Raw genomic sequence first — 18,156 nt, forward strand, 5'->3', positions numbered from 1 at the left:
CCGGCCCGTCAGTCGAGACGTCGCTCGACCGGCAGCCGGGAGCGGGTGAAGAGGCCCGCGCCGAGCATCGCGACCAGCGGCACCACCACCAGGACGCCGAGCGTGGTCCAGGGAACGACCACCGGGTACGGCTCCGCGACCGGCCACAGGCCGGCGTACCGGCGGTTGAGGGCGGTCAGGATGATCGACGCGGAGCCGAGGCCGGCGACGATGCCGAGCGCGGAGCCCAGCACGGCGATGACCCCGGACTGGCAGAGCGACAGCAGCCGGCGCAGCCCCGGGCCGGCGCCGACCGCCGCGAGGGTGGACAGGTCCGCCCGTCCCTCGGCCGCGGCCAGCCCGGTGGCGATGCCGGCGGCGCCCACGGTGACCACCCCGGCCGCGGCGGCCAGCAGGAGCAGCAGCGGCCGTCCCGTGTCCGCCAGGGCACCCCGCTCGATCTCCACCTGCGCGCCGAGCGGGCGCACGGCGGCGAGGAACCGGTTCTGCCGGTCCTCGTCGGGCACGCCGTCGGCGGTGATCGCCCAGCCGAGCGGGCGGACGGTCAGCCCGAGCCGCTCGGCGGCGGGCCGGGAGAGCAGCAGCCGGTGCGCGCCCAGCCCGGTGGGCAGCGGGTACCCGGCGACGGTGGTGCTGGTCGGGTTGTCGGGCCGGACCTGCCCGGGGTGGGTCACCCTGACGTCGACCCGCCCGTCGCGCACGTAGCGCGGATCGGTCACCACCGCGCCGCCGGCCCGCAGCACGGCGGTGGCGGCGGCGACCTCGGCGGGGGCGGCGCCGGTGAGCACCGGCAGCGCCGTGCCGTCGTCCACCACCACGTGGAAGTACCCGCCGAGGTGCTCCTCCGGAACCGTGCAGCGGGCGTCCGCGCGGGCCCGGCGCTGCTGCGCCGGGCTCAGCCGGTCCCCGGGCGCCCACGGGCAGGCGCGCTCGGCCGGCAGCACCGGCGAAACCACGCACGGGTCGGTGTCGGGGCCGCCGCACCCGGGTTCCGCGAGCGGCGCCACGGCCCGCACCCCCAGGTGGGCGCGGGCCGCCTCGGCGACCCGGGGCAGGGCGGGCGGCTCGTTCGGGCCGTGGCTGGTCACCAGCACGGTGCCGGCCGGCAGGGCGGGCCGGTACATCGTGGCCGACCGGGCGTCGTCGCTGGCCAGGTACACGCCGATGGCGACGCTCCCGGCGACGGCCGCCATCACGGCGGAGATCGCCGGGGCGGTGGACGACCGGTTGCGGCTGGCGTCGCGCAGTGCGATCCGGGGCGCCAGCGGCAGCGACCGCCCGAGGCGGGCGAGCAGCCCGACCAGGGTCGGGGTGGCGAAGACCAGCCCCAGTTCGCCGAGGACCAGGCCGGCGAGGATCACCGCCGGCGCGGTCCGGGCCGCCCCGAACGCGGCCACCGCGGCCCCGCCGACGGCCAGGGCCACCCCGGCGGTCAGCCAGCGTCGCCGGTGCGCGGGTGGGGTGCGCCGGCCGGCAAGCCCCGCCACCACGTCCTGCCGGGCGGCCGTCCAGGCCGGGGCCAGCGCGGCCAGCACCCCGGCCAGCACCGCGACGGCCGCGATCGCCGCGAGGGCCTCCGGCCAGCAGCGGTACGCGCCGAAGCGCGCGCCATAGAGGTGCTGCTCCACCAGCGGGCGCCCGGCGAACGCGGCGGCGACGCCCAGCGCGACCCCGACGGCGGCGCCGAGGGCGCCCAGCACCACGCCGTCGGCCAGCACGATCCGGCGCAGGTGGGCGTCGTCCCCGCCGGCCACCGCCACCAGCGCGAGGTCCCGCCGTCGCCGCCGTACGCCGACCGCGAAGGCCGGCCCGACGAGCAGCACCACCTCCAGCAGCCCCAGCCCGCCGACGAGCACCGAGACGCTCATCCCCTCCACGTCCATCGGAAGTCGGGCGTCCGGTCCGAACGCGACGACGTCCGACGCGGGGGCGGGGGTGCGGGCGTGGACCAGGATGCCGTGCCCGTTGAGCCGGCGGAACAGTCCCTCGTCGGGGGGCCCGGGCAGGTCGACCAGCCAGCTCGTGTCCGGCTCGGTCTCCATCCGCCCTTCCGACGGGTGCAGCGTCACCACCGCGCCCAGGTCGTCGGGGTACTCGGCCACCCCGACCACCCGCCAGGAGCGGGCGCCGTCGCCGGAGGTGACGGCGCCGCCGAGGCGGGCGTCGAGGCGGCGCAGCGCCGCCGGGCTGACCACGATCTCGTCCGGCCCGGTCGGCGCCCGCCCCGAGCGGAACCGGACCAGCCCCCGCCCGAGCGGATCGGTGAGGTCGACGGCGCGTCCCACGATCGTGTCGTCGATCCGCTCGCCGACCCGGGCGTCGAACGATACCCAGCGGCGCAGCGGGACCACCCGGCTCCCGGCCGGCAGCAGGGCGGTGACCTGCTCTGCGGTGACGGCCCCGGTGGGGGGCGCGTCCTCCCGGTCGGCCTGCCAGGCGTCGCCCCAGGCGCTCTGCGCGATCGGCTGCCGCACCATCCACCTCAGCTCCGCGTCGGCCGCGCCGAGCTGGCGGTCGGTCCGCTCGGCGGGCGTCAGCTCGGACATCCGCCAGCTCACCGCGGTGAAGGTCAGCACCAGCACCGGAAGCGTGATCATCGCCAGCACCAGCGCCGTACGCCCCCGGGCCCGTCGGGCCTCCCGCCGGGCGATGCGCAGCGCGGCCCACCAGGAGCCGGCCGCCCGGGCGAGTCGGCCGCCCCGGCCCGGGCTCACCGACCGCTGCCGCTCAACAGCTGCTCCACGCTGCCCAGCGGGGCCGTCGTGTCGACCAGGACCCCGTCGCGGAGGAAGACCACCCGGTCGGCCCAGGCGGCGTGCCGCGCCTCGTGGGTGACCAGCACGGCGGCGGCCCCGGCGTCCACCCGCCGGCGCAGCAGGTGCAGCACCGCCTCACCGGTCTGCGAGTCCAGCGCGCCGGTCGGTTCGTCGGCGAGCACCAGCCGGCGCTCCCCGACGAGCGCGCGGGCGATGGCCACCCGCTGCTGCTGCCCGCCGGAGAGCTGGTCGGGGAACCGGTCGCCCAGCTCGGTCAGGCCCACCTCGGCCAGCGCGTCCAGCGCCAGGCGGCGGGCCCGCCGCACGCCCGTGCCGTCGAGTTCGAGGGGCAGGGCGACGTTCTCCACGGCGCTGAGGCTGCCGAGCAGGTTGAGATCCTGGAAGACGTAGCCGATCCGGCGGCGCCGCACCTGGGCCAGCCGCCGCCGGTCCAGGGCGCCGAGCGGCTCGCCCTCCACGTACACCTCGCCCGCGGTCGGGCCGTCCAGCCCGCCGGCCAGGGCCAGCAGGGTCGACTTCCCCGAGCCGGACGGTCCCATCACGGCGACGAGTTCCCCCGCGTGCACGGTGAGGCTCACCCCGCGCAGCGCGTGCACCGCCGCCGTGCCGGCGCCGTGGGTGCGGTGCACGTCACGCACGTCCAGCACGGGCGTGCGCGGGCTGCCGTCCGCCGGCCGGTTCCCCGTGCTCACCGTCGCGCCTCCTCGTCCGCCCGGTCCACCGCCTCGTCAGGCGTCGTCGGGACGCGGCCGGGCTCCGCCGGACGGTAGCGCACGAGGCTGGTCTCGCAGTGGTCCAGCCAGCGCACCTCGGCCTCGGCCTGGAAGACCATGGCGTCCAGCACCAGCCGCCACGGCAGGTCCTCGGGGCGGTCGCTGGCGTACTTCAACCGGGTCAACTCCTGCAACGTCCGCATGGTCGCGCTGCGCTGGGTCTGCACCACCGACCGGACGTCCACCCCGGGGGTGGTCAGCGCGAGGGCGAGCTTGATCGCCAGCTCGTCGCGGGGCCGGTCGGTGCGGCTGATCGGAGTGGCGAACCACAGGGCCAGGTCCGTCCGTCCGGTGTCGGTGATCTCGTACGGGCGCTGCCCCGTCTCGCTCTCGGGCAGCGACCGGACCAGCCCGTCCCGTTCCAGACGGGACAGGGTGGTGTAGACCTGCCCGATGTTCAGCGGCCAGGTCGAACCGGTCGACTCCTCGAACGCGGCGCGGAGCTGGTAGCCGTACATCTGGCCGCGTTCGAGCAGGGCGAGCAGCCCGTGACGGATGGACATGGCAACGGAGTATGCATACCTGGTATGCGACCCGCAACCGGAGCGGGCGCCGAGAGGGCCGGTCGGTCAGGCGGGTCGGCCCGGGAACGGCACCGTCAGCGGGGTGATCCCGGCCGTCCGCCGCCAGCGGGTGGCCCGCAGGGCGTACTCGACCAGGGCGGCCAGGGCCCTGTCCCGGTCCGCGCCGCTGGTGGCCGGCACCGCCGCCCGCCAGAACGCGGCCGTGCGCTCCTCCACCTCGACGGCCAGCCGCAGCGCGCTCGCCCGGTCGGTGACCGGGAACGGCAGCGTGTAGCCGGCCCGGTCCGGCGGGACGGTCCCGCCGCCGGCGCTCAACTGCACGATCAGGTCGTCGCGGCGGCGCCGGTGCGCGGCCTCCGCCTCCTTCGCGGCGTTGCGGGCGGCGCCGGTGAGGCGTACCCCGATGGGCCCGTACGCCCAGATCGCGGCGTATTCGGCGGAGAGCGCCGCGCCCAGCGCCCCGGCCGGCCCCGACGGTGTCGGCGTGGTCACCGCAACGCCTCCACGTGCGTGGCCCGGGCGGCGGCGATCGAGGCGAGCAGCGCGGCCCGCTCGGCCGGCGCCGCCGCGCAGGCCCTGGTCGCCGCCTCCCGGGCGGCGCGTTCGTCCTCGCGCAGCGCGGCCCGCGCCGCCGCCGGGTCGCCCGGCGTGGCGGGCGTGGCCGCGGCGGACGCCGAGGGCAGCGGTACGCCGATGACCCGGGCCAGTTCGGCCGCGTGCGCGCGGTGCGCCTCGGCGATCGGCGTGAGCAGGCCGGCGAGCGCGGGGTGGGCGGCGGCGGCGTCCCGGTGCCCGGCGGCGAGCCGGAGCGACTCGTCGAGCAGCGGGGTGAGCGGATCCGGCCCCGGGGTGGGCTCGTCGTCGCGGTCGAGGAGACCGCAGCCGGTCAGCGGCGCCGCCGCCCCGCCGAGCGCCAGGAGGGCCCCGGCGCGCAGCACCTCGCGCCGGGAATGCCCGGTCGTCCCGCCGCGTCGTGTCGTTCTGCCCGTCGCCACCGGACAAGTCAACACCATCACCGGCCGTACGTGGGCGACCGGCGTCGGTGCGCCGCCCGGCCCGGCACGCGGCGGGCGCGTTACGCTCTGCGCAGCCACCGGCGCGTCAGCTCCGGTGGCGTGCCGGCATGGCGGCCGACCGGGTGCCGTCGATCAGCAGGAGGGTGCGGAGATGACGCAGCGTGGCCGTGCCACGAGGTCGACGGGTCCGGCGGGGAGACCCCGACGCGCCGACGCCCCACGGGGCGGGGAGCGTGCCGGCGGCCCGCGCGGCGACCTCGCCGCCCGGCGGGCCCGGCTGCGTGAGGTGATCGAACCGGTGGTCGCCGGCGCCGGTTACGACCTGGAGGACCTCTCCGTGTCCCGCGCCGGCCGGCGGCACGTGGTGCGGGTGATCGTGGACGCCGACGGCGGGATCAACCTGGATGCCGTCGCCGTGGTCTCCCGGGCCGTCTCCGCGGCCCTCGACGCGGCCGAGGAGGCCGGGGGCGACATCGTCGCCGGGGAGTACCAGCTGGAGGTCAGCTCGCCCGGCGTGGACCGTCCGCTCACCCTGCCCCGGCACTGGCGGCGCAACGTCGGCCGGCTGGTGAAGGTGACCGCCCGCGGCGCGGGCGCTCCGCCCGGCCAGCGGGCCGAGCAGCCCGCCGGCGACCGGCAGGTCACCGGCCGGGTGGTCGAGGCCGACGACGAGCGCGTGGTGCTGGAGACCGACGCCGGCCGCGCCGCATGGACGTACGCAGAGCTCGGCCCCGGCCGGGTGCAGGTCGAGTTCCACCGCCTCGACGAGATCGAGGAGACGGACGAACCCGACGACATGGACGACACCGACGACTTCGACGACGAAGATGATGTGGAGGACGAGGAGAGGTGAACATCGACCTCGCGGCGCTGCGCGCACTCGAGCGCGAGCGGGAGATCCCGTTCGACACGATCCTCGCGGCGATCGAGACCGCGCTGCTGACCGCCTACCGGCACACCGAGGGGGCGGAGTCGCACGCCCGGGTGGAGATCGACCGCAAGTCCGGCGCGGCCCTGGTCTACGCGCAGGAGCTGGACGACGACGGCACCGTCGTACGGGAGTGGGACGACACCCCGCACGACTTCGGCCGGATCGCCGCCATGACCGCCAAGCAGGTGATCCTCCAGCGGCTGCGGGAGGCCACCGACGAGGTGCACTTCGGCGAGTACGTGGGCCGCGACGGTGACCTGGTCACCGGCGTGGTGCAGGCGCACGAGGCGCGCAGCGAGAAGGGCATCGTCAGCGTCGACCTCGGCAAGCTGGAGGGCGTCCTGCCCCAGTCCGAGCAGGTGCCCGGCGAGCGCTACGCGCACGGCGAGCGGATCCGCTGCGTGGTGGTGCACGTGGCCAAGGGGATGCGCGGGCCGCAGATCACCCTCTCCCGGTCGCACCCGGCGCTGGTCAAGAAGCTCTTCGCGCTCGAGGTGCCGGAGATCGCCGACGGCACGGTCGAGATCGGCGCGATCGCACGTGAGGCGGGTCACCGCACGAAGATCGCGGTCCGCTCCACCACCCAGGGCGTCAACGCCAAGGGCGCCTGCATCGGCCCGATGGGGCAGCGGGTGCGTGCCGTGATGAGCGAGCTGCACGGCGAGAAGATCGACATCATCGACTGGTCGGACGACCCGGCGACGTTCGTCGGCAACGCCCTGTCGCCGGCCAAGGCCCTGCGGGTCGAGGTGGTCGACCTGGCCACCCGCACCGCCCGGGTGACCGTGCCGGACTTCCAGCTCTCCCTCGCCATCGGCCGGGAGGGGCAGAACGCCCGACTTGCTGCCCGGTTGACCGGTTGGCGGATCGACATCCGGTCCGACGCCGAGCAGTCCGGTGCCCCCGGCCGGGGCGGAGCTGATCACGTCCCGGAGCCGGGCGGCGCGATCTCGGGCGCCTAGGGGTAGACTTTCTCCAGTGGTACGACGCGCGCTGCCGGAACGCACCTGTGTGGGTTGCCGACGACGCGCGCCGGCCAGCGAATTGCTGCGGATCGTCGCGGTCGGCGACGAGGCTGGTCACAGCCTTCGGCCCGATCCGGCCCGCAGGCTGCCGGGTCGGGGAGCGAACATGCACCCGGATCCGGCCTGCTTCGCGCAAGCGGTGCGGCGACGCGCTTTCGGGCGTGCGCTGCGCATCACCGGGGTCCCCGACCACGGTGAGCTTGCGGAGCACGTCGATGCGCCAACCACTACGTCCGGTCAGCCCGACCGGGCGAGGGTCGCTAGCAAGGTAGGACGACCGACATGAGCACACGATGAAGTCCCTGAAATGACCAGGCTTCAAGTGCACGAGTGAGGTCGCTGCGGGTGCTGCCCGCACGACCTCGGAGTGAGGAGTGCAGTGGCAGGTAAGGCCCGCGTACACGAGCTTGCAAAAGAGCTCGGGGTCGAAAGCAAGACCGTTCTCGCCAAGCTCAAGGAGATGGGCGAGTTCGTGAAGTCCGCGTCCAGCACCGTCGAGGCGCCCGTCGCCCGACGGCTGCGTAGCGCATTCGTCGCCTCCGCCGGATCTCCGGCACCGGCCGCCCCACCGGCGGCCGCCCCGGCGCCGACCCCGACCCCGACGCCCTCCCCGGCCCCCGGTGGGCCCCGGGTCTCGGCCAAGCCGATGCCGCCCCGGCGGCCGGCCGCGCCGACGCCCGGTCCCAAGCCCAAGGGCCCGGTGCCCGGTCCGCCGCAGCCCGCGGCCCCGGTCGCCAAGCCGGCGAGTGCCCACGACATCGAGGTGGCGGCCGCCGAGGCGCGTGCCGCCGCGCTGAAGGCCGAGCAGGAGGCGGCGGTCAAGGCCGCCCAGGCCGCCCGGCAGCAGCAGCGTGAGAACGTCCGCCGGGAGCCCCCGGCGGACGGTGGCAACCGTCCCGGTCCCCGACCGGGTCCGGGTGCCATGCCGCCCCGCCCGGGTTCCCCGGCCGCCGGTCGTCCCGGCGCGCCGGCGCCGGGCCCGGGTGGTCGTCCGGGCGGGCGTCCGCCGGCGCGCGGCGCCGGTAACAACCCGTTCGGCATCCAGGGCAGCCAGCAGCAGCAGCGGCCCCCGGCCGCCGGTGCGGGTGGTCCCCGGCCCAGCCCGGCCGGTATGCCTCCGCGCCCCAGCCCGGCCTCCATGCCGCCCCGTCCGAGCCCGGCCTCCATGCCGAGCCAGCGTCCCGCCACCGGTCGCCCCGGCCCCGGTGGTGCCGGTCGCGGCCCCGGTGGCGGCGCGGGTCGTCCCGGTGGTGGCGGCGGTGGCGGTGGCTTCCGCGGCGGTCCCGGTGGTGGCGGCGGTGGCGGTGGCTTCCGCGGCGGTCCCGGTGGTGGCGGCGGTGGCGGTGGCTACCGTGGCGGTCCCGGTGGTGGCGGCGGCGGTGCGCCGGGCGGCGGTTTCCGTCCGGGTGCTCCGGCCGGTGGCGGCGGCCGTCCGGGTGGTGGCGGTCGTGGCCGTGGCGGCGGCGCCGCGGGTGCCTTCGGGCGTCCGGGTGGCCGGCCGACGCGCGGTCGCAAGTCCAAGAAGCAGCGCAGACAGGAGTTCGACAACCTGTCGGCTCCGACCATGAGCTCGGGTGCCCCCCGGGGTCAGGGTCAGGTCGTCCGGCTCTCCCGTGGCGCCTCGCTGTCGGACTTCGCCGACAAGATCAACGCCAACCCGGGTTCGCTGGTCCAGGAGATGTTCAACCTGGGCGAGATGGTCACGGCGACCCAGTCGTGCTCCGACGACACCCTGCTCCTGCTGGGTGAGCACCTCGGCTTCAACGTGCAGATCGTCAGCCCGGAGGACGAGGACCGCGAGCTGCTCGCGCAGTTCAACATCGACCTCGACGCCGAGGTCGCGGAGGATCGCCTGGTCGACCGTGCGCCGGTGGTGACCGTCATGGGTCACGTCGACCACGGTAAGACCAAGCTGCTCGACGCGATCCGCAAGGCGAACGTCGTGGCCGGCGAGGCGGGTGGCATCACCCAGCACATCGGTGCCTACCAGGTCCACGTGCCGCACGAGGGCGAGGACCGCGCGGTGACCTTCATCGACACCCCGGGTCACGAGGCGTTCACCGCCATGCGTGCCCGTGGTGCCCAGGTCACCGACATCGTGGTGCTCGTCGTCGCGGCCGACGACGGTGTCATGCCGCAGACGATCGAGGCGTTGAACCACGCCAAGGCGGCCGACGTGCCGATCGTGGTGGCGGTCAACAAGGTCGACAAGCCGGAGGCGAACCCGGACAAGGTCCGCCAGCAGCTGACCGAGTACGGCTTGGTCGCCGAGGAGTACGGCGGCGACACCATGTTCGTCAACGTGGCGGCGAAGCCGGGCATCGGCATCGACGAGCTGCTCGAGGCGGTCCTGCTGACCGCCGACGCGTCGCTGGAGCTGACCGCTCCGATCGACGGGCCGGCGCAGGGTGTGGCCATCGAGGCGCACCTGGACAAGGGCCGCGGTGCGGTGGCGACGGTGCTGGTGCAGAAGGGCACCCTGCGGGCGGGCGACTCCATCGTCGCCGGTGGGGCGCACGGCCGGGTCCGGGCGATGCTCGACGAGAACGGCAACCAGGTCGCCGAGGCCGGTCCGGCCCGTCCGGTCCTGGTGCTCGGTCTGACCGCGGTGCCCGGTGCCGGCGACACGTTCCTGGCGGCCGAGGACGACCGCACGGTGCGCCAGATCGCCGAGCAGCGGCAGGCACGGCGGCGGGCGGCGTCCTTCGCCAACTCCCGCGGCCGGGCCACCCTCGAGACGCTCATGGAGCAGCTCAAGGAGGGCGAGAAGACCTCGCTCAACCTGGTGCTCAAGGGCGACGTCTCCGGTTCCGTGGAGGCCCTCGAGGACGCGCTGTTCAACCTCGACATCCCGGAGGAGGTCCAGCTCAGGATCATCCACCGGGGCGTGGGCGCGATCACCGAGAGCGACGTCATGCTCGCGAGCGCGTCGTCCGAGCCGGTCACGATCATCGGGTTCAACGTGCGGGCCGCCAACAAGGTCCGCGAGATCGCCGACCGCGAGGCTGTGGAGATCCGGTACTACACCGTGATCTACCAGGCCATCGAGGAGATCGAGGCAGCGCTCAAGGGCCTGCTCAAGCCGGAGTACGAGGAGGTCGAGCTGGGCACCGCGGAGATCCGCGACGTCTTCCGCTCGTCCAAGATCGGCAACATCTCCGGTTGCATCGTCCGGTCGGGCATCATCCGGCGCAACGCCAAGGCGCGCCTGCTGCGGGACGGGTCGGTGGTGGCGGACAACCTCACCGTCAGCTCGCTCAAGCGGTTCAAGGACGACGCCACGGAGGTGCGCGAGGGCTTCGAGTGTGGTCTGACCCTGGGCGGTTACAACAACGTCCAGGTCGGCGACATCATCGAGACCTTCGAGATGCGCGAGAAGGTTCGCGCCTGATCCGGTGAACCACTGATCAAGGGGTTTGCGCCGAAAGGCGTAAACCCCTTGATCATGTGGGGGGCTCTGCGGGTATCGTCCGGGGCGATGTTCACCGGAACCGCGGTCTTCGACCTGCTGCTGCCGGGCGACTCCCGGTCGCTCAAGGCCAAGAGATCATACGTACGGCCGATCGTGGCGGCGCTGCGCCGCTTCGAGGTCTCGGCCGCCGAAGTGGGAGCGCTCGACCTGCACGGTCGGGCCGAGATAGCCGTGGCCGTGGTGGCCGCCGAGGCGTCGCACGTCCGCGAGGTGCTGGACTCCTGCGAGCGCCTGGTGGCCGGCCGGCCGGAGACCGAGTTGCTCTCGGTGCGCCGGCGGCTGTACGGCGAAGAGGACTGACCCGGCGGCGCCTGTCCGTCGGGAGCCGGGACGGAGCCGGCGCCGCGCGGCGCGGGTGGCCGCGCGGGTAGTGTTCGGGTTGTTGGGCCGTCGGCTCCGGGGCGCTCCGCGTCGCCGGACGACGGCCGAGAGCGGGACGCCGTGGAGGTGGCGAAGATGTCGGATCCGGCCAAGGTACGCCGGCACGCGGAGCGGGTGCGTGAACTGGTCGCGTCGGTGGTGCGCAGCCAGATCAAGGACCCCCGGCTCGGCATGATCACCATCACCGACGCCCGGATCACCGCCGACCTGCGCGACGCGACCGTCTTCTACACGGTGCTCGGCGACGCGGCGGCCCAGGCGGGCACGGCGGCGGCGCTGGAGAGCGCCAAGGGCATGCTGCGCAGCACCGTCGGCAAGGCGCTCGGGCTGCGGCACTCGCCGACGCTGACCTTCGTCCTGGACGACGTGCAGGACCAGGTCAAGCACATCGACGACCTGCTCGCCCAGGCCCGCAACGCCGATGCCGAGGTGCAGCGCATCGCCGCCCGGGCCGAGTACGCGGGCGAGCCCCAGCCGTACCGGCTGGACGCCGAGGAGGACGCCGACGAGGCACGCGACGCCGACGAGGACGAGGACAAGGACGAGACCCCGCCCCGGGGCGGGGACCCCCGGTGACCGAGCCCTCCGGCGGCACGACCGGTGGCGCCCTCGCCGAGGCGCCGCCACCGGTCGACTCCGGCCCGACCGAGGCGGACTGGGCCGCCGGCGTCGCGGCTGTGCGGGACCTGCCGCCGGACGGGCGGGTGCTGCTGATCTGCCACGTCAACCCGGACGGGGACGCGCTGGGCAGCATGCTCGGCTTCGGGCTCGGGCTGCGTCGGCTGGGTGTGCGGCGGATGCAGGCGACCTTCCCCGGCCCGCCGGAGGTGCCGGAGCCGTTCCGTGGGCTGCCCGGTCTCGACCTGCTGGTGCCGGCGACCGAGGCGTACCCGGAGCCGGACCTGGTGATCTGCTTCGACGCGGCCAGCGAGTCGCGCCTCGGCGACCTGGTCGACCGGCTGGAGACCGCCGGCGAGGCGCTGGTGCTCGACCACCACGCGTCGAACACCAGCTTCGGCCGGATCAACCTGGTGGACCCGCACGCGGCGGCCACCTCGGTGGTCGCCGAGGGGCTGCTCGCCCGGCTCGGCGTCCCGCTGGACGCCGGGATCGCGGAGTGCCTCTACGTCGCCCTGAGCACCGACACCGGCTCGTTCCGGTTCGAGGCGACCACCCCGGCGGTGCACCAGCTGGCGGCCCGCCTGCTGGCGACCGGCATCCGGCCCGGTGACATCTCCCGCCGGATCTTCGACACCCGGCCGTTCGGCGCCGTCCGCCTCTTCGGCGAGGTGCTCGGCCGGGCCCGCCTGGAACCCGCCCGGGCCGCCGGGCACGGTCTGGTGTGGACGTACGCGACCCAGGACGACCTGGCCCGGCACGACCAGCGCCCGTACGTGCTGGAGGCGCTGATCGACTCGGTCCGGTGCACCGCCGAGGCCGACGTGAGCTGCGTGGTCAAGCAGACGCCGACCGGCGACTGGGCGGTGTCGATGCGCAGCAAGGGCGCGGTCGACGTCAGCCGGGTGGCGGTCGCGCTGGGCGGCGGCGGGCACCGCTTCGCCGCCGGCTTCACGGGTTCGGGGACTGTCGACGAGGTCGTCGACCGCATCCGCGCGGAACTCGACGGCGCGCTGACCGGCCCCGGCCGGCACTGATCCGGAAAGGGCCCGGCGCAGGAAGATCAGGGTGAGCTGGGGGAGTGTCCGTCTTCCCGGTTCGGGCGAGTACGGGGAGAATCGCGGGATGGAACAGCCCCACGACCTCACCGTCGAGGCGCCCCGCGCCTGGGACCGTCCCGCCGTCACCGTGCCGGTGCTCGTCTGCCTCTCGCTGGTCGGCGGCCGGTTCCCGTCCTTCTCGACCGAGGCGAATCTCTGGACCCTCGGCACCGGCGGGGTGCTGATCTGGCTGGGCCTGAGCAACCGGGTGCCCCGGCGGCCCGCGCCACGCCGGCTGGGCGCCCCGGCGGCCTGGTGGGCCCTGCCGGTGGTGGTCTTCGGGGTCTTCGAGGGGACCACGTTCGTGCTGGCGGCGGGGGACGACTTTCCCACCTTCTCGCGGCTGGCCGATCCGCTGCTGGAGGACCACCTGGTCCGCTCGGCGGTCTGGCTGGGATGGCTGTCGGCGTTCTGGGGGCTGGTGCGGCGATGATGCGGATGCTGGCCATCGGGGGCTTCCTGGCCTCCCTGGTGCTCTTCGCGGCCGTCGAGTGGGCGGCCCGCCGCGAGGGCTCGCGGATCCCCACGCTCGGCGAGGTCTGCGCCTACGTGATGCGCTACGAGGTGGGCCCGGTGCCGGTCGGCCGGATCGGCCTGTTCGGCTTCTGGTGGTGGCTGGGCTGGCACTTCCTGGCCCGCTGACCGCGTGCCCGCATTCTCCGGGGCCCTGTGCCGCGGCTCCGGCCGCGAACGCGAGTCCAAATCGCGGGAACCATGGGCAGTATGTGGACCTGAACGATAGCTTGGGAATCGGCCGGCGTCGTGTGGCGGCGCTGGCCGTGGGCGGTGCCGCCACACCCGGTGGCGCCTCCCTCCAGGGTCGGACCGACCCGGGCTTCCGCTGCCCACAGCCGCTCCGGTGACCCCGGGCCGCTGACGGGCGCTCAGCACGACCGCCCGTGCGGGCTGCCGTCCTTCGGCGGCCCACGCCCTGGAAGGGGACCACCATGCCGAGCAAGCCCAAGCCGCAGACCACCGACGAGGCCCGCGAGCAGATGCGCCGCGCGCTGCAGACGTCCATGGACACCCGTCAGTGACCGACGCCGACCGGCGGTGACGCCGCCGGCGTCCCGCGCCGACAGCGTCACCGCCCGCCCGGCCCCGGGCTCCGGTCGCGGGCGTCCGTCGCCCCCGGCCAGGAAAACGACTTATCGTCCGGGCCGGTGGACGTTACGGTTCCCGCATGCGCCGGATCCTCGTCGTCGGCAGCGCGGGCGCCGGTAAGAGCACCCTCTCGCGCGAGGTCGCCCGCCGGCTCGACCTTCCGCTGATCCACCTCGACAGGCACTACTGGCAGCCCGGCTGGGTGGCCCTGGGCGACGCCCGTTGGCGGGCCACGGTCGCCGAACTCGCCGACCGGCCGGCCTGGGTGATGGACGGCAACTACGGCGGCACGCTCGACCTCCGCCTGCCCCGCGCCGACCTGCTGGTCTTCTGCGACCTCGGCCGGCTGCTCTGTCTCGGCCGGGTGCTGCGCCGCCGCTGGGCGCACCGCGCCACGGGCCGTCCCGACCTCCCGCCCGGCTGCCCGGAGACGATCGACGTCGAGTTCCTCCGGTACGTGTGGCGCTATCCCCGCCGGTCCCGTCCCCGGCTGCTCACCGCGGTCGCCACGCACTCGCCGGCGCTCCCGGTGGTCCGGCTCCGCAGCCGCGCCGAGGTGCGCCGCTGGCTCGCCTCCCCGCCCCCGGCCTGAGCGTCCGCGTCTTCCCGGCCTGGGCGTTCACGTGTCCGCGCCCGGCCGGCGTCAGTCGCAGAGTTGCGCGCGCAGCGTGTCGTGGCCCACTGCTGCCAGCGTTCGGGGCGTCCATCCCCGCCGAGGCGTGCCGGCGCGGCTCTCCGCTAGGGTGCGGGCATGAGGTCGTTCCTGGGCGTTCTGCCCCCGCCGCGCTCCTGACCGGAGCGCCACGCCACCGGCCCGCCTCCCCCTGCGGGATGGCCGCCGGTCCACTCACCGGGCGGCCCGCCTGAACGGCGGCCCCCGCAGGACCCGGGTGGAAACGCCCACCGCCTGTCCGTCGTGTGTGCGCTCCGACTGACGCCAACCCTGTCAGCGGCCCGATCCTGCCTGGAGCGCACCCATGACCCGACCGTCTTCTCTGCCGTCGTCCACCTCCACGTCCACCCCGCGCCGCCCCCGTCCCGCGCCGAGCGTCGGCGCCCGCCGGGGGCTGCTCTACGTCACCGGCGCCGCCGTGCTCTGGGGCACCACCGGTGTCGCGGTGCAACTCGTCCGCGAGTCCACCACGCTCACCCCGACGGGCATCGGCTTCTACCGCCTCGCCATCGGCGCGCTGGTGCTGGTCGCCCTGGTGGCGCACCGGCTGGGCCCGGTGCTCGCGGCGTTGCGGTCGCAACCGGTGGCCCTCGTCGGGGTCGGGGTAGGGCTCGGGGGCTACCAGGCGCTGTACTTCCTCGCGGTCGCGGCGGGCGGTGTCGGGGTGGCCACCGTGGTCAGCCTGGGGCTCGCCCCCGTCCTCATCTTCGGGTGGGAGTCGCTGCGCGCGCGGCGGCTGCCCGGGCGGACCATGCTGGGCGCCCTGGTGACCGGCGTCGCCGGCCTCGTGCTGATCACGGTGTCGGTCGGGGAGCCGGGCGCGACCGCGCCGCGTCCGCTGCTCGGTCTGCTCGCGGCGTTCGGCTCGGGGGTGGGCTACGCCGCCAGCACCGTGCTGAGCCGGCACGCCGCGCGACGCGTCGCGACGATGACGCTCACCACCGTGTCCGCGGTGGTCGGCGCGTTGACGCTGGCCCCGGTCGCGCTGGCCGAGGGGATCGGCGTCCCGGCCCGGCTCGCGCCGATCGGCCTGCTCGTCCACCTCGGGGTGGTCACCACGGCGGTGGCGTACGCCCTGTTCTATGCCGGGCTGCGCGCCGTCACCGGCAGCGCCGCCGCGCTGGCCACCCTGGCGGAGCCGCTCACCGCCGTGCTGCTGGCGGGCTGGCTCGTCGGCGAGTCGCTCTCCGTGCCGGTGGTCGTCGGGGGAGTGCTCCTGCTCGGTGCCGTGAGCGTCGTCCAGCTGGCTCCCGGTAAGTGATCGGGTCGCTTGCGATCCTTACTCGTCCGTGCCAGGATCGGCGGCGATGAGCCAATCCGTCGCCTTCGGGCCCCGAGCGGTCGCGCCCCGCCGGATCGCCGCGCTGGCCCTGCCGGCGCTGGTGGTGCTGGCCGCCGAACCGATCTACGTGCTCGTGGACACGGCGGTGGTGGGGCACCTCGGCCGGGTGCCGCTGGCCGCCCTGGCCGTCGGCGGCACCGTGCTGACGCTCATCGCCTGGATCGGCACGGTGGTCGCGTACGGCACCACGGGGCGGTCGGCCCGGCGGTTCGGGGCGGGCGACCGGGCGTCCGCCGTCGCCGAGGGCGTCCAGTCGTCCTGGCTGGCCCTCGGGGTGGGGGTGCTGGTCGCGCTCGGCATGCAGGTCGGTGGCGGGGCGTTGGCGCGTATCCTCGTCGGAGGCCCCGGCGAGGTGACCGACGCCGCCGCGCAGTGGCTGCGGGTCGCGGCGCTCGGCGCGCCCGGCCTGCTGCTCGCCGCCGCCGGCAACGGCTGGCTGCGCGGCGTGCAGGACATGCGCCGCCCGCTGGTGTTCGTGCTCGGCCCGAACGTGCTCTCCGCCGTGCTCTGCCCGCTGCTGGTCTATCCGGTCGGGCTGGGCCTGGTCGGCTCCGCCGTGGCCAACGTCATCGCCCAGACCGTCTGTGGGGCGCTCTTCGCCGGGGCGCTGATCGCCGAACGGGTCCCGCTGCGGCCCCAGCCCCGGCTGATCGGGCAGCAGTTGGCGCTCAGCCGGGACCTGCTGATCCGGGGGGTCGCGTTCCAGGCCAGCTTCCTCTCCGCCACCGCCGTCGCCGCCCGCTTCGGGGCCGCCGCCGTGGGCGCGCACCAGATCGCCCTGCAACTGTGGTTCTTCACCGCCCTGGTGCTCGACGCGCTCGCCATCGCCGCCCAGTCCCTGATCGGTGCCGCGCTCGGGGCCGGCGAGGACGCCGCCGCCCGGGACCTGGCCCGCCGGATCGGGCTGCTCGGCGGCGTCTGCGGCGTGGCGTTCGCCGTGCTCGTCGCCGCCGGCGCCGGCGTGGTCCCCGGCTGGTTCAGCTCCGATCCGCAGGTACGCGAGCAGGCCATGCTCGCCTGGCCGTGGTTCGTGGCGATGCTGCCGCTGGCCGGTGTGGTGTTCGCCCTCGACGGCGTGCTGATCGGCGCGGGCGACGTCCGCTACCTGCGCAACCTCACCATCGTGGCCGCGCTCGGCGGCTTCCTGCCCGCGATCTGGCTGACCTACGGGCTCGACCTCGGCCTCGGCGGCATCTGGGCGGGGCTGACGCTGTTCGTGGTGGTCCGGCTGGTCGCCCTGCTGCTGCGGCTGCGCTCCGGGGACTGGGTCGTGACCGGCGCGGTGCGCTGAGCCTCGGTACCGCTGCCGCCACCGCTCAGCAGCTCTCGCCGTCAACGGGCCGCCAGCTCGGGCCGTGGACGTCGTCGCTCGGCGTGACCGTGGGGCGGGGCCCCTGCGCAGCGGCAGGAAGCCGACGATGTCGCTGTGCGGGGCGGCGAGGTGGACGCGGCGCCGGCCGTCCACCCGACCGGGTACGGCGGCGGCGGGGCGTCCGACCCGGTCTGGCAGGCTTGGGTGTCGTGAGCACAGACGGTCTGATCGTGGTCGACAAGCCCGGCGGCATGACGTCGCACGACGTGGTGGCGCGGATCCGCCGGTTGGCGCGGACCCGTCGGGTGGGGCACGGCGGCACCCTCGACCCGATGGCCACCGGCGTCCTGGTGATCGGGGTCGGGCGGGCCACCCGACTGCTCACGTACGTGATCGGCGCGCACAAGAGCTACACGGCCACCGTCCGGCTCGGCCAGGCCACCGTCACCGACGACGCCGAGGGCGACGTGATCGCCACCACCCCGGCCGGCCAGGTCACCGACGAGGCGATCCGGGCGGCCCTGGGCGCGCTGACCGGCGAGATCGACCAGGTGCCGAGCGCGGTCAGCGCCATCAAGGTCGACGGGCAGCGGGCGTACAAGCGGGTGCGCGAGGGGGAGAGCGTCGAGCTGCCCGCCCGTCGGGTCACCGTGTCCCGGCTGGAGCTGCTGGCGGTGCGCCGCGACGCGCCCGACGTCGTCGACGTGGACATCGACGTGACCTGCTCCTCGGGGACGTACATCCGGGCCATCGCCCGGGACGCGGGCCTGGCGCTCGGGGTGGGCGGGCACCTGACCGCGCTGCGTCGTACCGCCGTCGGGAACTTCCCCCTCGCGGAGGCCGCCACCCTCGACCAGCTGGAGGAGCGCGCCCCCGAGGTGGTGAACCTGCCGCTGGCGGCGGCGGCCGACCGGTTCTTCCCGCGCCGCGACGCCGGGGCCGACGAGGCGAAGGTCCTCTCCCACGGCGGGCCGCTCGACCCGGTGGGAATCGCCGGCCCCTATGCGGTCTTCGGCCCGGACGGCGGCCTGATCGCTATCGTCAGCGAGCGGGACGGCCGGGCCCGCGCGGAGATCGTGCTCGCCCCCGCCTGACGGGGGGCGAAGGA

The 18,156-nt window shown here is 75.3% G+C and carries 18 protein-coding genes; 13 read left to right on the top strand and 5 right to left on the bottom strand.

The window, feature by feature from the left end; all coding sequences use genetic code 11:
* Positions 1–8 precede the first annotated feature (8 nt).
* From AB0883_RS01075 to AB0883_RS01095, 5 genes are all read right to left on the bottom strand, one after another.
* Positions 9–2,714, bottom strand: a complete 2,706-nt coding sequence (locus AB0883_RS01075; protein WP_366638444.1) for an FtsX-like permease family protein — start codon at positions 2,712–2,714, stop codon at positions 9–11.
* Positions 2,711–3,469 (bottom strand): ABC transporter ATP-binding protein, encoded by a 759-nt coding sequence (locus tag AB0883_RS01080; RefSeq protein ID WP_366638446.1) that lies wholly within the window; start codon positions 3,467–3,469, stop codon positions 2,711–2,713. Before AB0883_RS01080 ends, AB0883_RS01075 begins: the two co-directional genes overlap by 4 nt.
* On the bottom strand, positions 3,466–4,053 hold the full coding sequence (locus AB0883_RS01085; RefSeq protein ID WP_366638448.1) for a PadR family transcriptional regulator: 588 nt from the start codon (positions 4,051–4,053) through the stop codon (positions 3,466–3,468). Before AB0883_RS01085 ends, AB0883_RS01080 begins: the two co-directional genes overlap by 4 nt.
* Positions 4,054–4,119: 66 nt before the next feature.
* A complete protein-coding gene (locus AB0883_RS01090; RefSeq protein ID WP_366638450.1) occupies positions 4,120–4,566 on the bottom strand; it encodes a ferritin-like domain-containing protein in 447 nt (148 codons plus the stop codon).
* Positions 4,563–5,012: a hypothetical protein gene (locus AB0883_RS01095; RefSeq protein WP_366640205.1), complete on the bottom strand. Its 450-nt coding sequence runs from the start codon at positions 5,010–5,012 to the stop codon at positions 4,563–4,565. The genes AB0883_RS01090 and AB0883_RS01095 overlap by 4 nt, the downstream gene beginning before the upstream one ends.
* A 229-nt stretch (positions 5,013–5,241) precedes the next feature.
* Between AB0883_RS01095 and rimP the strand changes: the two genes are divergently transcribed.
* The 13 genes from rimP to truB all read left to right on the top strand — a co-directional run bounded on the left by rimP (position 5,242) and on the right by truB (position 18,142).
* Positions 5,242–5,943 carry a ribosome maturation factor RimP gene (rimP, locus tag AB0883_RS01100; protein ID WP_366638452.1) on the top strand — a complete coding sequence of 234 codons (702 nt, stop codon included), beginning with the start codon at positions 5,242–5,244 and terminating at the stop codon, positions 5,941–5,943.
* On the top strand, positions 5,940–6,983 hold the full coding sequence (gene nusA, locus AB0883_RS01105) for a transcription termination factor NusA (RefSeq protein ID WP_366638453.1): 1,044 nt from the start codon (positions 5,940–5,942) through the stop codon (positions 6,981–6,983). Before rimP ends, nusA begins: the two co-directional genes overlap by 4 nt.
* 16 nt (positions 6,984–6,999) lie before the next feature.
* Positions 7,000–7,332: a YlxR family protein gene (locus AB0883_RS01110; RefSeq protein ID WP_121396046.1), complete on the top strand. Its 333-nt coding sequence runs from the start codon at positions 7,000–7,002 to the stop codon at positions 7,330–7,332.
* A 93-nt stretch (positions 7,333–7,425) separates the two neighbouring features.
* A complete protein-coding gene (gene infB / locus AB0883_RS01115; RefSeq protein WP_366638456.1) occupies positions 7,426–10,437 on the top strand; it encodes a translation initiation factor IF-2 in 3,012 nt (1,003 codons plus the stop codon).
* 87 nt (positions 10,438–10,524) lie between these two features.
* Positions 10,525–10,818: a DUF503 domain-containing protein gene (locus AB0883_RS01120; RefSeq protein ID WP_101414636.1), complete on the top strand. Its 294-nt coding sequence runs from the start codon at positions 10,525–10,527 to the stop codon at positions 10,816–10,818.
* A gap of 156 nt (positions 10,819–10,974) precedes the next feature.
* Positions 10,975–11,475, top strand: a complete 501-nt coding sequence (gene rbfA / locus AB0883_RS01125; RefSeq protein WP_366638458.1) for a 30S ribosome-binding factor RbfA — start codon at positions 10,975–10,977, stop codon at positions 11,473–11,475.
* A 101-nt stretch (positions 11,476–11,576) separates the two neighbouring features.
* The gene (locus AB0883_RS01130; RefSeq protein ID WP_366640206.1) at positions 11,577–12,554 is read left to right on the top strand and encodes a bifunctional oligoribonuclease/PAP phosphatase NrnA; all 978 of its coding nucleotides are present in this window, start codon (positions 11,577–11,579) and stop codon (positions 12,552–12,554) included.
* Positions 12,555–12,642: 88 nt separating this feature from the next.
* Entirely contained in the window at positions 12,643–13,050 is a 408-nt protein-coding gene (locus tag AB0883_RS01135) for a hypothetical protein (protein WP_366638460.1), read from the top strand.
* On the top strand, positions 13,050–13,259 hold the full coding sequence (locus AB0883_RS01140) for a DUF6186 family protein (protein WP_366640208.1): 210 nt from the start codon (positions 13,050–13,052) through the stop codon (positions 13,257–13,259). The genes AB0883_RS01135 and AB0883_RS01140 overlap by 1 nt, the downstream gene beginning before the upstream one ends.
* A 541-nt stretch (positions 13,260–13,800) precedes the next feature.
* Positions 13,801–14,313 carry an adenylate kinase gene (locus AB0883_RS01145; protein WP_366638462.1) on the top strand — a complete coding sequence of 171 codons (513 nt, stop codon included), beginning with the start codon at positions 13,801–13,803 and terminating at the stop codon, positions 14,311–14,313.
* Positions 14,314–14,698: 385 nt separating this feature from the next.
* Positions 14,699–15,655 carry a DMT family transporter gene (locus tag AB0883_RS01150; RefSeq protein WP_366638463.1) on the top strand — a complete coding sequence of 319 codons (957 nt, stop codon included), beginning with the start codon at positions 14,699–14,701 and terminating at the stop codon, positions 15,653–15,655.
* A 46-nt stretch (positions 15,656–15,701) separates the two neighbouring features.
* The gene (locus AB0883_RS01155) at positions 15,702–17,027 is read left to right on the top strand and encodes an MATE family efflux transporter (protein ID WP_366638465.1); all 1,326 of its coding nucleotides are present in this window, start codon (positions 15,702–15,704) and stop codon (positions 17,025–17,027) included.
* A 230-nt stretch (positions 17,028–17,257) separates the two neighbouring features.
* Positions 17,258–18,142 carry a tRNA pseudouridine(55) synthase TruB gene (gene truB / locus AB0883_RS01160; protein ID WP_366638467.1) on the top strand — a complete coding sequence of 295 codons (885 nt, stop codon included), beginning with the start codon at positions 17,258–17,260 and terminating at the stop codon, positions 18,140–18,142.
* The last annotated feature ends 14 nt before the right edge of the window (positions 18,143–18,156 follow it).

The organism is Micromonospora sp. NPDC047812 (assembly GCF_040704175.1).
Classification (GTDB): Bacteria; Actinomycetota; Actinomycetes; order Mycobacteriales; family Micromonosporaceae; genus Micromonospora.

What these genes read in the sequence shown, in the direction of transcription:
- AB0883_RS01140 (WP_366640208.1), top strand. Translation starts at nt 13,050, where the DNA reads ATGCGGATGCTGGCCATCGGGGGCTTCCTGGCCTCCCTGGTGCTCTTC.
- AB0883_RS01120 (WP_101414636.1), top strand. Translation starts at nt 10,525, where the DNA reads ATGTTCACCGGAACCGCGGTCTTCGACCTGCTGCTGCCGGGCGACTCC.
- AB0883_RS01155 (WP_366638465.1), top strand. Translation starts at nt 15,702, where the DNA reads ATGAGCCAATCCGTCGCCTTCGGGCCCCGAGCGGTCGCGCCCCGCCGG.
- AB0883_RS01145 (WP_366638462.1), top strand. Translation starts at nt 13,801, where the DNA reads ATGCGCCGGATCCTCGTCGTCGGCAGCGCGGGCGCCGGTAAGAGCACC.
- rimP (WP_366638452.1), top strand. Translation starts at nt 5,242, where the DNA reads ATGACGCAGCGTGGCCGTGCCACGAGGTCGACGGGTCCGGCGGGGAGA.
- rbfA (WP_366638458.1), top strand. Translation starts at nt 10,975, where the DNA reads ATGTCGGATCCGGCCAAGGTACGCCGGCACGCGGAGCGGGTGCGTGAA.
- AB0883_RS01085 (WP_366638448.1), bottom strand. Translation starts at nt 4,053, where the DNA reads ATGTCCATCCGTCACGGGCTGCTCGCCCTGCTCGAACGCGGCCAGATG.
- AB0883_RS01135 (WP_366638460.1), top strand. Translation starts at nt 12,643, where the DNA reads ATGGAACAGCCCCACGACCTCACCGTCGAGGCGCCCCGCGCCTGGGAC.
- AB0883_RS01150 (WP_366638463.1), top strand. Translation starts at nt 14,699, where the DNA reads ATGACCCGACCGTCTTCTCTGCCGTCGTCCACCTCCACGTCCACCCCG.